Origin of the sequence: Streptomyces abyssalis (assembly GCF_001751365.1) — a bacterium.
GTDB classification, from domain to species: Bacteria; Actinomycetota; Actinomycetes; order Streptomycetales; family Streptomycetaceae; genus Streptomyces; species Streptomyces abyssalis.
Genome location: NZ_LJGT01000039.1, coordinates 60,599 through 72,655 on the forward strand (window position 1 = coordinate 60,599; position 12,057 = coordinate 72,655).

11 protein-coding genes are annotated in these 12,057 nt (G+C 72.8%); 7 read left to right on the forward strand and 4 right to left on the reverse strand.

All coding sequences use genetic code 11. The features are described from left to right. The first annotated feature begins 13 nt into the window (after nt 1-13). Nucleotides 14-1,534: a type III PLP-dependent enzyme domain-containing protein gene (locus AN215_RS14655; RefSeq protein WP_079123054.1), complete on the forward strand. Its 1,521-nt coding sequence runs from the start codon at nt 14-16 to the stop codon at nt 1,532-1,534. Between the two features lie 22 nt (nt 1,535-1,556). Here AN215_RS14655 and AN215_RS14660 read toward each other — a convergent pair whose 3' ends face one another. Continuing rightward, nucleotides 1,557-2,510 (reverse strand): LysR family transcriptional regulator, encoded by a 954-nt coding sequence (locus AN215_RS14660; protein ID WP_070013936.1) that lies wholly within the window; start codon nt 2,508-2,510, stop codon nt 1,557-1,559. Between the two features lie 118 nt (nt 2,511-2,628). Between AN215_RS14660 and AN215_RS14665 the strand changes: the two genes are divergently transcribed. Beyond that, on the forward strand, nt 2,629-2,847 hold the full coding sequence (locus tag AN215_RS14665) for a hypothetical protein (RefSeq protein ID WP_070013480.1): 219 nt from the start codon (nt 2,629-2,631) through the stop codon (nt 2,845-2,847). Nucleotides 2,848-2,889: 42 nt separating this feature from the next. Here AN215_RS14665 and AN215_RS14670 read toward each other — a convergent pair whose 3' ends face one another. Further along, entirely contained in the window at nt 2,890-4,065 is a 1,176-nt protein-coding gene (locus AN215_RS14670; RefSeq protein WP_079123055.1) for a 5-methyltetrahydropteroyltriglutamate--homocysteine S-methyltransferase, read from the reverse strand. Between the two features lie 227 nt (nt 4,066-4,292). Here AN215_RS14670 and AN215_RS14675 point away from each other — a divergent pair, with 227 nt between their 5' ends. Then, nucleotides 4,293-5,672: an APC family permease gene (locus AN215_RS14675; protein WP_070013479.1), complete on the forward strand. Its 1,380-nt coding sequence runs from the start codon at nt 4,293-4,295 to the stop codon at nt 5,670-5,672. Between the two features lie 107 nt (nt 5,673-5,779). Then, on the forward strand, nt 5,780-6,526 hold the full coding sequence (locus AN215_RS14680; protein WP_070013477.1) for a maleylpyruvate isomerase family mycothiol-dependent enzyme: 747 nt from the start codon (nt 5,780-5,782) through the stop codon (nt 6,524-6,526). A gap of 241 nt (nt 6,527-6,767) precedes the next feature. On the opposite strand, the gene AN215_RS14685 is transcribed toward AN215_RS14680, so the two are convergent. Further along, nucleotides 6,768-7,619 carry a MurR/RpiR family transcriptional regulator gene (locus AN215_RS14685; protein ID WP_070013476.1) on the reverse strand — a complete coding sequence of 284 codons (852 nt, stop codon included), beginning with the start codon at nt 7,617-7,619 and terminating at the stop codon, nt 6,768-6,770. 94 nt (nt 7,620-7,713) lie between these two features. Then, nucleotides 7,714-9,234: an aromatic amino acid lyase gene (locus AN215_RS14690; protein WP_070013475.1), complete on the reverse strand. Its 1,521-nt coding sequence runs from the start codon at nt 9,232-9,234 to the stop codon at nt 7,714-7,716. Between the two features lie 136 nt (nt 9,235-9,370). On the opposite strand from AN215_RS14690, the gene AN215_RS14695 reads away from it, so the two are divergent. Genes AN215_RS14695 through AN215_RS14705 form a run of 3 tightly spaced genes read left to right on the forward strand, consistent with a single transcriptional unit; the run spans nt 9,371 to nt 12,051 of the window. Further along, entirely contained in the window at nt 9,371-10,630 is a 1,260-nt protein-coding gene (locus AN215_RS14695) for an ABC transporter ATP-binding protein (RefSeq protein ID WP_079123056.1), read from the forward strand. A 41-nt stretch (nt 10,631-10,671) separates the two neighbouring features. After that, a complete protein-coding gene (locus tag AN215_RS14700; RefSeq protein ID WP_079123067.1) occupies nt 10,672-11,376 on the forward strand; it encodes an ABC transporter permease in 705 nt (234 codons plus the stop codon). A gap of 3 nt (nt 11,377-11,379) precedes the next feature. Further along, nucleotides 11,380-12,051: an ABC transporter permease gene (locus AN215_RS14705; RefSeq protein ID WP_070013474.1), complete on the forward strand. Its 672-nt coding sequence runs from the start codon at nt 11,380-11,382 to the stop codon at nt 12,049-12,051. Nucleotides 12,052-12,057 lie beyond the last annotated feature (6 nt).

The window sequence follows — 12,057 nt, forward strand, 5'->3', positions numbered from 1 at the left end:
TTTGGCTTGTCGTATGCACGACTCAAGCAGCAGCCCCGCCACCACTGCCTTCGCAGCCTCCTCGGGCTCCGCGGGCTCTCCGGCTTCCACGGCCCCTGAGACCGCCGCGGCATCCGCCCCTGCCGCGGCCTCCGCCGGGGCGGCCGCGCTCGCCGCACGCCGCGACCTGGCCGTACGCGCCGCCGTCGAGCAGGGCCTGGTCACCGAGGACCGGCATCCGATCGCCGCACTGCTCGACGTCCAGGCGATACGGGAGGCCGCCGGCGCCCTCCGCGCCGCGTTCGACGGCGTGAGCGCCCTCGGCCAGAGCGTCCAGCACACCTTCGCCGTGAAGGCCGCCTCGCTCGTGCCCGTCCTGCGGCTGCTCGCCGACGAGGGCATCGGCGCCGAGGTCGCCAGCCCGGGCGAGCTGGCCCTGGCCCGTGCGGCCGGAGTACCGGCCGGGCAGACGGTGCTGGACTCCCCCGCCAAGACCGTCAGCGAGCTGCGTGAGGCCCTCGTCCTCGGCATCGCCCTCAACGCCGACAACCCGGAGGAGCTGGCCCGCCTCGACGGGCTGATCACGCCCGGCGGGCCCGCTCCCTCGCCGGTGGGCCTCCGCGTCAACCCGCAGATCGGCGAGGGCGCCATCGGGGCCATGAGCACCGCCACCGCGACCTCGAAGTTCGGCGTCGCGCTCCACGACCCGGGGGCCCGCGAATGGGTCGTACGGGCATACCGGGAACGCCCCTGGCTGACCCGGCTCCACTCGCACGTCGGCTCGCAGGGCATGCCGCTGGAGCTGATGGCGGAGGGCGCGCGGGCCACGTACGAACTCGCCGAGGAGATCAACGCGGCCACCGGCCGGCGCCAGATCGACACCCTCGACCTGGGAGGCGGGCTCCCGGTCAACTTCGGCAGCGACGAGATGACGCCCTCGTTCGACGAGTACGCGCGGCTGCTCGCCGCGACCGTGCCCGGGCTCTTCGACGGGCGGTACGGCATCGTCACCGAGTTCGGGCGTGCGCTGCTGGCCAAGGCGGGCACGGTCCTCGCCCGCGTGGAGTACGCGAAGTCGGCGGGCGGGCGGCCCATCGCGGTCACCCACGCGGGCGCACAGATCGCGGTGCGTACGGTCTTCACGCCGGACGCCTGGCCGCTGCGGGTCGCCGCGTACGACGCCGGCGGCGGGCCCAAGCACGGCGACGAGGCCGCTCAGGACGTCGCGGGGCCGTGCTGCTTCGCGGGCGACCTGGTGGCCCGCGACCGGATGCTGCCGCGCCTGGAGGCGGGCGACCACGTGGGGCTCCTGGACACGGGCGCCTACTACTTCTCCAACCCGTTCGGCTACAACTCCCTGCCGTGGCCGGGGGTCTACGGCTTCACGGTGTCCGGCGGCGGACAGGGGCCCGAGTCAGGGTCCGGGGCCGGGTCCGGCCGTGCGGGTACGGCGGACTCCGCGGTGAACTTCGCGCCCGTACGGGAGCCGCAGTCGCTCGCGGACATCGTCGAGGGTTCGGGCGGGGCCCACAGGGACGCACTGCGGGACGCGTGAGCCCTCGCCCCGCGGAGCACCCTCACACCGCGGGTCCGGCCCCCGCGCCGGCAACGGACAGGCCCTGCTTCGCGGCGAGTTCGCCGAGCAGGGCGAGGGCGGCGGCGATGGCGGGATGCCCGTCGCTGCCGCACCGCACGACGCTCAGGAAGCGCCTGGAGGGCACGTGCCGTCCTGTCAGCGGCGTACGCACGAGGTCCAGGTGCGGAGGCAGTTGAGCCAGGCGCGGCACGAGGGCGACGCCCAGCCCGTGGGAGACGAGCGCGGCGACGAGGCTCCACTCGCGCGCCTCGTGCGCCACGTCCGGCGTGAACCCGGCGCTGCGGCAGGCGGCCAGCACGAGATGGCGTGCGGAGCAGCCGCTGAAGGGCATGCCGAGGATCCAGGGTTCGGCGGCGAGTTCCTCGAGCGCGGGGCCGTGCTCCCCGGCCAGCGGGTGGCCGGCGGTGGTGAGCAGGTCGAACGGGTCGTCCAGCAGCGGGCGCTGGTCGAAGCGCCGGTCGTTGAGCGGAGGGTTCTCCGGCATGGCCTCCACCACCGCGAGGTCCGTGTCGCCGGAGAACAACAGGTCGAAGCAGTCGAGCGGTTCGGCCTCCCGCACCCTTACGGTCAGCTCCGGCCAGCTGTGGTGGAGCTGCACCGCGAGGGGCGCCAGCAGCGCGGACGCGGCGCTCGGGAATGCGGCGGTGCGCAGCACTCCGCTCGGCTCGCCCTCGGCGGTGGCGCGCAGGTCGGCCTCCGTGCGCTGCCACAGCTCCTCGATGGCGTCGGCGTTCCTGAGAAGGGCGTGGGCGGCCTCCGTCAGCCGCACCCGCCGCCCCTGCGGCTGAAGCAGCACCACGCCGAGCTCCTTGCCGAGCTGGCGCACCTGCTGGGAGACGGCCGACGGGGTCAGGTGCACGGCCCCGGCAGCCGCCGTGACCGTGCCGTACTCCGCGATCGCCCTGAGAACCGTGAGACGCCGCAGATCAATCATGTAACCGTTGTACACGGTTCAGTGAAGAAATCGAACCTGGACCTGAACGATCTGTTCCCGGCACGCTGGCTGGTGCGAAGGCGTCACCGGCGCACCACGACGAACCGGGAGGCAGGAAGTGTCCGACTGCCCGTACTGCGGATGGCCCGACGACGAGCCCGTCCGGAATCTGTCCGAGCACCCGACGGGTGACGGCGTTCTCTTCTGGACGCGCTGCGCCTGCGGCTCCGTGCAGGCCAGGGTGCTCACCGGCGGCACCGTCAGGATCGTGACGCGGGGGAAGCCGGCGGGCCCGCGCACGGCGGCCCCGCGTACGGGCACCCGCGTCGACTGCTGAACGGGGACCGGGGCCGCCGGCGGCGTTCCGTTGCGGCCGGACTCAGCCCCACACCTCTTCCGCCGTCTCGACGATCAGCCTCAGCTTCGCCAACTGGTCGTCGATCGTGAGGTTGTTGCCCTCCAGGGTGGAGGAGAAGCCGCACTGCGGCGACAGGCAGAGCTGGTCGATGTCGACATAGCGGGACGCCTCCTCGATGCGGCGCTTGAGCTCGTCCTTGCTCTCCAGTTCGGGCCGCTTGCTCGTCACGAGCCCGAGCACGACCTGCTTGCCCTTCGGTACGAAGCGCAGCGGTTCGAAGCCGCCCGAGCGTTCGTCGTCGAACTCCAGGAAGAAGCCGTCGACGTCCAGTCCGCCGAAGAGCGCCTCGGCGACGAAGTCGTAACCGCCCGAAGCCACCCACGACGAGGCGAAGTTGCCCCGGCACATGTGCGTGGTGACACGCAGGTCGCCCGGACGGTCCGCGATCGCGCGGTTGATGTTGGCGATGTACGTCTCGTGCTGGTGCTCGGGGTCGCCGCCGATCTCGGCGACGTGGCGGCGCTGTTCGGGGTCGTTGAGGTAGGCGAGGCTGGTGTCGTCGAGCTGCAGGTAGCGGCAGCCGAGGTCGTAGACGCCGCGCACCTGTGCCGCGTACGCCTCGGTGAGGTCCGTCCAGAAGGACTCCATGTCCGGGTAGACGGCCTCGTCGATCGAGGCGCGGCCGCCCCGGTAGTGGACCATGCTGGGCGAGGGGATGGTCAGCTTCGGGGTCGTACCCTCCGCGACGGCGTCACGGAGGAAGGCGAAGTGGTCGGCGAAGATCGTCCGTTCCAGCCGCACCCGCTCGTCGACGTGCGCGGAGGGCGGCGCCCACTCGATGTCGCCGTCCGCGTTGTGGAACTTCACCCGCAGGTTGCCGTCCTGGACCTTGTTGATCCCGCCGAGCGAGTAGATGAAGTCCATGTGCCAGGACTGCCGCCGGAACTCGCCGTCCGTCGCACCCCGCAGCCCGGCCTCCCGCTGCAGCCGCACCACCTCGCGGATCGCCTCGTCCTCGGCGGCGCGCAGCTCGGAGGCGTCGATCCGCCCCGCCCCGTGGTCCTCGCGTGCGCGCTTGAGGGCGGCGGGCCGCAGCAGGCTGCCGACGTGGTCGGCGCGGAAGGGCGGCAGCGTCCGCGCGCCGCTCGTGGTAGCGGTCGTGGCAGCGGGCCTGGGCGTCGTCGGCTCTGACGTCATGGGGTGTCCCTTCTCCCGGTGGAGAACTCACCCTGCTCCGGAGTGGTCCATTCCTCAACCAGGTGTTCCGTTGTCCGGAAGTCCGTTCCGCACTCGCAGGGTTTCCGGACCGCGCGCCTGCGCTGCCGCGGCGGCAGCCGAGGGCGGTCGCTGAAAGGAAAACGACCGCATGAACGTACGGAGATGATCGGAGCCTGGATGCCCACGGCGGTGGGAAACTACAGCGCATGCCCGATTCTCACGAAGCCCCTGACGCCAAGAGCCCCACTCCCGGCGCGTCCTCGGAGGACACTCCTCTGGTCCGCGCCATCGGCCCGAAGCTGCTGATCCTCTTCATCGTCGGCGACATCCTCGGCACCGGCATCTACGCCACCACGGGGAAGGTCGCGGGCAAGGTCGGGGGCGCGCTGTGGCTGCCGTTCGCCATCGGGTTCGTGGTGGCGCTGCTGACGGCCGCCTCGTACGCGGAACTCGTCGGCAAATATCCGCGGGCCGCCGGCGCCGCGCTCTACACCCAGCGGGCGTTCAAGGTCCCCTTCCTGACCTTCATCGTGGCGTTCATGGTGATGTGCTCGGGGCTGTCGTCGGCGAGCGCCGCCGCCCTCGCCTTCGCCGGCGACTATCTGAGCGCCCTCGTCGACGTACCGCCCACGCTCGTCGCGATCCTCTTCGTCCTCGCGCTGGCCGCCCTCAACCTGCGCGGCGTCTCGGAGTCGGTGAAGACGAACGTCGTGCTCACCCTCGTCGAGCTGAGCGGCCTGCTGATCATCATCGCGATCGGCGTGTACGCGGTGTTCGCGGGCGAGGGCGACCCCGGCCGTCTCGGGGACATCCAGACGTCGGGCGACACCGGATACGCGGTGCTGACGGGCGTCATGGGCGCGACCGCGCTCGGCTTCTTCGCGTTCGTCGGCTTCGAGGACTCGGTCAACATGGCTGAGGAGACGGTCGATCCCGCCCGCAACTTCCCCCGGGCGCTGTTCATCGGCGTGGCCGTCACCGGCACCATCTACGTGCTGGTGGCGCTGGTCTCCTCACTGCTGGTGGACTTCCGGGTGCTGGAGAAGTCCAGCGGGCCGCTGCTGGAGGTGGTCGAGGCCGGCGGGGTGAGCTTCCCTCCCGAACTCTTCGCCGTCATCGCCCTGTTCGCCGTCAGCAACTCCGCGCTGATCAACATCATGATGGCCTCGCGGCTCTGCTACGGCATGGCCAACGAAGGCATCCTGCCCGCCGCCATGGGCCGTGTGCTGCCCGCCCGGCGCACCCCGGTCGCGGGCATCGTCTTCGTCTCGCTGCTGGCCGTCGCGCTCGTCTCGACCGGCGAGATCGAAGGGCTCGGCGACACGACGTCGTTCCTGCTGCTGTGCGTCTTCGCGGTCGTCAACGTGGCCGTCCTGGTACTGCGCAAGGACCGCGTGCAGCACCGCCACTTCCGCACCCCGACCGTCCTGCCCGTCGTCGGCACGCTCGCCACGGCCCTGCTGGCCAGCCCGCTCGCGGACCGCGCTGCGGACGTGTACGTACGGGCGGGGCTGCTCGTCGCACTCGGCATCGTCCTGTGGGCCGTGAACAGGGCGTTCCTGGGAATCGCCGCGCGGCGCCGATGAGTTCGCGTCCTCCCGCCGGTCGGTACGGGTGAGAGAAACGGGGCCCTGCGGGCAGGGCCGAAGAGGATTCGGGACGGCGGCGGCCGGGAGAGGCAGGCGGGAGGGCGATGGATGACGGCACGCCGAACGCGGGCGCCGCGTTGCTGGAGCGGGCGCTCGGGTACGCGCTCTGCGCCGTACGGCCGGTGACACCGGGAGCGCTGGAACGCCCCACGCCGTGCGGCCGCTGGGATCTGCGGGCGCTGCTGTGGCACACCAACGACTCGCTCGCGGCGCTCTGCGAAGGGGTCGAGGACGGGTACGTCGCGCTGGGACCGGCGGTCCCGGGCCGGGACGGTGTGCGCGGCGGTGTCCGCGTGGGTGAGCGGGGCGGTGACCCCGGCCGGGCTCCCGAGGGCGGTACGTACGGCGGCTCCGACGACCCCGCCACGGCCTTCCGTACGCGGGCGTCACGCCTCATGGGCGCATGGGCGGCCTCGGACGGACCCGCCGGCCGGCTCGTGGGCGTCGGCGACCTGCCGCTGACGGCCGCGGCCCTCGCCCGTACGGGGGCGCTGGAGATCGCCGTGCACGGGTGGGACATCGCGCAGGCCACCGGTCTGCCGCGGCCCGTACCGGCGGCGCTCGCCACCGCGCTGATGCGTACGGCACGGCAGCTGGTGCCCAGGCCCGCGGCGCGGCATCCGCTCTTCGGGCAGCCGCTCACCGTCGCCGCGGAGGCCGATCCGAGCGACCGGCTCGTGGCGTTCCTCGGCCGCGATCCGTACGGGGGGTGGCGCGGCGGCGCGCGGGACCGGGACGGGCGGGACCGGGACGGGCGGGGCGGCGCGGAGGACCCCACCGCCCCCGCCTAGCGGCACCCCGGCGGTCGTACGACGGTGCGGGCGTCCCCTTGCCTCGGGCCCGGAGGGCATGGCCCTGCGGGCGGCAGGCCGTACGCAGGCCCTCGAGCGAGCAGCTGCGGAGGCCGCACGCCGCAGCGCAGCGACCGCCGCGACGGCGGGAAACCACCACGGCGTCCGGCGGCGCCACGACCGCCGCGACCCGCTCGTTCAGCCGGCCCGCCGGGCACGGCCCGCCTCACTCCAGGCTGTGTCACTCCAAGAAGAGGCCGCGCTCGGCCGCCCCCGCGTCGAACTCCTCCAGCCTCGACTGCGCCTCCGGCAGCCCGTCGCACATCGCCTCCAGCAGCACCCGTCCCAGCAGCATCGGCGCACAGGCGGTGTCGAAGACGAGCCCCGTGCCGACGGCCGCCGGGAGCAGCAGGTCCTCGGGGTGCGCGACGGGCGCGAAGGCGCTGTCGGCGACGGTGACGATCCCCAGCCCCACGCCGCGCGCATGGTCCAGCGCCTCGGCGACTTCCTTCGGGTGACGCGGCAGCGCGAAGCACAGAAGCACGTCCGCGCCGGCCCGTACGCACCCGTCGACGCGGTCGGCCAGCATGCTGCCGCCCTCGTCCAGCAACCGCACGTCGGGGTGGACCTTGGAGGCGAAGTAGGCGAAGCCGCGCGCCTGCGCCGAGGCCGCGCGCAGCCCCAGCACCGGCAGCGTCGGACTCGCGGCGAGCATGCGGCCCGCACGCTCCACGGGAGCGGGGTCGGCCAGCAGCGCGGCAAGGTGCCGCAGGTTGTCGATCTCGGCGTGCACGGCCTGCTGGTAGGCGTTGTACGGATCGGGCTCGGCGTCCCCCGTGCCCGCGGCCGTCGCCGCGTCCGGCGCCGACTCGCGCAGGTGCCGGCGCAGCGCCGGGTAGCCGTCGAACCCGAGGGCGACGGCGAAGCGTGTGACGGAGGGCTGGCTCACCCCCGCCAGCTCGGCCAGCTCGACGCTGGAGAGGAAGGGCGCGTCGCCGGCCTGCCGCACCATGCAGTGCGCGATCCGCCGCTGGGTCGGCGTGAGCCTGTGCCCCTCGAAGAGCTTCAGCAGCCGCGCGCTCGCGCTGCTCATCCCGTCCTCCTGCGTTCGGTCGGTCGGCGGTAGGGCCGCGGGAGTGCGGCCGCGCCGTGTGGCCGCGGAACCGGACCGCGGAACCGGGCCGCGTTCACAGCGCCGAGAGCCGGTCGAGCAGACCGACGGCCACGTCTACATCATCGGACAGCGGGCGGTCGGCCATCTCGGGATCCAGCTCCGCCGCCGCCAGTTCGTAGGCCCGGCCGACCGGGAGCGCGGGATCGGGGACGGTACGGCGCTGACGCAACGCACGTATGGCCGCGACGAGTTCGCAGGCCAGCACCTGACGGTGGTGTTCGGGCATCCGCAAGGCGTGCCGGGCCGCCAGTGAGGCGAAGCTGGCCACTTCCTCCACCCCGCGGGAGAGCACGGCGTGGCCGAGTGAGGCCGGCTGAGCAAGGGAGGTCAGCTCGGCGAGCGCGGCGCCGGCCGCGTACTCGAGGATCATCACGCCGGAACTGGCCGGCGTGTCCTCGCTGAGGAAGGGACGCAGCCCCGTGATGCCGGGTTCGACGAGTGAGACGAGCCGGGCCGTGGACAGGCGGGCGGTCTGCAGCACGGCGAGCCGGAGGCCGTCGAGCGCGGCGGCTGCGTGCGCGGCGTAGAAGCTGCCGTGGTGCAGGGCGCCGTACACGCCCTGGGCGTCGGCGCTGATCAGAGGGTTCTCGGCGGCGGCGTTCAGATCGACGCCGAGCACACCGGCCAGCGTGCCGGCCGAGTCGAGCGCCGGCCCGTGTATCTGCGGCACGCAGCGGAATCCGTAGGGGTCCTGGATGCGTCCGCTGGGCGGGCCCGGCCGGTCGGGCGCACCGAGCAGCGCGCGCATCCGGGCGGCGGCGGCGACGGAACCGGGGTGCGGGCGCTCCCTGTGCACGGGTTCCGCGTACGCCTCGTAGGAGCCGCCGACCGCGAGCAGGGAGAGGGCGGCCACGACGAGCGAGGCGTTCTGCAGCCTGTCCAACTCATCGAGGGCGAGCGCCGACTGGCCGAGGGTCAGCGCGTTGCTGCTGATGAAGGCGAGCGCGTCGTTGCCGTCCAGAGGGACTGTCCGCGGCGGCGGACCGCCGGTCCAGGGCTGCTCGCCGAGGAGGGCGAGCCCCGTCTGGGCGAGGGCGGCGAGGTCTCCCGTACCGACGGCGCCGTGCTCCCGTACGACAGGGTGAGCGCCGCCTCGTACCGCCTCCAGGAGCGCGAGCACGATACGCGGATTGAGCCCGGCCCCTCCGGCGAGCAGCTGGTTCGCGCGGACGGCGAGCATGGCCCGCACCTCACGTGCGGGGATGGGACTGCCGGCGGCACCGGCGTGGCTGCGCAGCAGCCGCAGCCCGTGGCCCTCGGCGGTGGCGTCCACGTCGACGTCGCCGTCCGCGCGTACGGCGGCGCGCACGGCGTCGCCGCGGTTGGCGCCGACGCCGGTGTTGCGGCCGTAGACCCGTCCGGCGAGGGCGAGTTCGCGGGCCGCCTGCCAGGACTTCTCGACGCGGGCGAGCGCCTCGGGGCCGGGCTCGCCGAGTTCGGCGGAGCCGTGGGCGAGCTGGACGACAGCGGTGGTATTCAGCGTCCGGCCGTCCGGGACCACTCTTCGCGTGGTGTCCAAGATATGAGACGACATTCGCGTCCACCTCCTCTCACCATGGCTTCCGGCCCGGTCACCGCTGGTTCTGATTCCGCATGGCGGGCGTTGGTCACGCGCATTTCACACCCGGCCCTTGACAACTATTCAAGCCACAACGACTGTGCATGACTATATGCAGTCGGGCAAGGGACTCCGGATGATCAGCTTCGAGGCAGTCAGCAAGCACTATCCCAACGGCACCACCGCCGTCGACGACCTCACACTCGAACTCCCGGAAGGCGGCCTCACCGTCCTGGTCGGGTCGTCCGGCTGTGGCAAGACCACCACCCTGCGCATGATCAACCGGATGGTCGATCCGAGCGCCGGCACGGTCAGGGTGGCCGGGCGCGACGTGCGCGATTCGGACGCCGCCGAACTGCGCAGGAGCATCGGCTACGTGATCCAGCAGTCCGGCCTCTTCCCGCACCGGACCGTCCTCGACAACATCGCCACCGTTCCGCTGCTGCTCGGCTGGGGCCGCCGCAAGGCCCGCAGCCGCGCCGCCGAACTGCTGGAACGGGTAGGCCTGGAGGCCGAGTCGGGCGACCGGTACCCGCATCAGCTCTCCGGCGGCCAACAGCAGCGCGTCGGTGTGGCACGGGCGCTCGCCGCCGACCCGCCGGTGCTGCTGATGGACGAGCCGTTCGGCGCGGTCGACCCGGTCGTACGGACCCAGCTGCAGGACGAACTGCTGCGGCTGCAACGCGACTTGCGCAAGACCGTCGTCTTCGTCACCCATGACATCGACGAGGCCGTGCGGCTCGGCGACCGCATAGCCGTCTTCCGTACGGGCGGCAGGCTCGTGCAGTGCGCACCGCCCGCCCGGCTGCTGACCCGGCCCGCCGACGACTTCGTCGCCGGGTTCCTGGGTGCCGAGCGCGGGCTCAAGCTGCTCTCCCTGACCACCCTCGGCGAGGCGGAGGTGCCGCACGAGCCCGTCACCCCCGTCCGCACGGACGAACCGGTCGCGGAGATCCGCGTGGGCGGAAACGGCGGGTCGTACGAGGGCACCCAGGGGAACTGGCGTGTGGCGGTGACCCCTGACGGAGCGCCGGTCGGCTGGCTCGACGCCGGGGCCCTGCCCGCCGGCGGCACCGCCGGTGACGCCGGGCTGCTGCCCCTGCGGCCACTGCGCGACGAGGACTCACTGCTCGCCGCGCTCGACGAATCCGTCAGCTCCCCCGCGCGGGCGGTCGCCCGTGTGGACGGCGACGGGGTGCTGTCCGGCGTCACGGGGCAAGCGGCGCTGCACGAGCGCGCGGCCGTGCATCACACGGCGGCGGCGACAGCGGAGCCGGCGGAGCCGGGCGGCGAACCGGGCGCCGGCGGCGGCAGGTCCGGCCAGGAGGTCACTGGCACCGGCGCCGTCCGTACCGCTGAGGCGACCTCGTGACGGCCGTCGACTGGGGCTGGTTCCCCGAACACATCGGCGACATGACGGCACTCACCCTCGACCACCTCTCCATAGCGGTGCCCGCGGTGTTCTTCGGACTGGTGATCGCGCTGCCCCTGGCGGTCGTCGCCCACCGGGTGCGCAGACTGCGCGGGCTGATCCTCGGCGCGTCCAACGTCCTGTTCACGATCCCCTCCCTGGCCTTCTTCATCCTCCTGCTCCCCGTCACCGGACTCACCCGCAGCACCGCGGTCACCGGCCTGACCATCTACACCCTGGTCGTCCTGATCCGTAACTCGGTCGAGGGGCTGGACAGCGTCCCCGCCCACGCCCGCGAGGCGTCCGTCGCGATGGGCTCCCGGCCGCTGCGCACGCTGCTCACCGTGGAACTGCCGCTGGCCCTTCCGGTGATCATGGCCGGGGTGCGGGTGGCCACCGTCATGTCCATCTCCCTGGTGAGCGTGGCCAGTTACATCGGCTACGGCGGGCTCGGGCAGCTCTTCACGGACGGCTTCCAGCGCAGCTACACCACCCCCGTGATCGCCGGCGTGCTGCTGACCCTGCTTCTCGCGCTGCTGGCGGACGGCCTCCTCGTCGGCGTCCAGTACCTGTGCACGCCCTGGGCCCGGAGCCGTACGAGGACCGCCCGTACGAAGACCTCCCGTACGAGAAGGACCCGTACGAGTACGGCCGGCGCGACGACCGCGCCTTCGACGACCGCCACCACGCAAGGCAAGGGGGTCTGATCCATGCTCCAGCTCCTCGCCGACCTCGCTCGGTGGCTGACCGGTCCGGCCCAGTGGCAAGGCTCCGGAGGCATCGCCGTACGGCTTCTCGAACACCTCGAGTACTCGCTTCTGGCCACCCTCGCCGGTGCGGTGCTCGCCCTCCCGCTCGGCCTGTTCATCGGGCACACCCGGCGCTTCGCGTTCCTCGCCATCAACCTCGCCGGCTTCGGGCGTGCCCTGCCCACAGTCGGCCTGGTCACCCTGGTCTTCCTGGCGGGCGGGCTGAGCATGTGGCCCGTCTACGTGGCGCTGATCGCCCTCGCCGTGCCCGTCATCGTCACCAACACCTACGCGGGCATGACGGCCGTCGACCCGGACGTCACCGACGCCGCACGGGGTGTGGGCATGACCGGCCCGCAGGTGCTGTTCAAGGTCGAACTCCCCCTCGCGCTGCCGCTGGTGATGACCGGGCTGCGGCTGGCCATGATCCAGGTCGTCTCCACGGCGACCATCGCCGCGTACGTCAGCTTCGGCGGCCTCGGCCGTTACATCTTCGACGGGCTCGCCCAGCGTGACCTCGTCCAGGTGCTCGGCGGGGCGGTCCTCGTCGCCGTCGTCGCCGTGCTGCTCGACCTGGCGATGGCCGGCCTGCAGCGCTCGCTCTTCCGCAACCGGCCCGCCGACGCACGCTGACTCCCC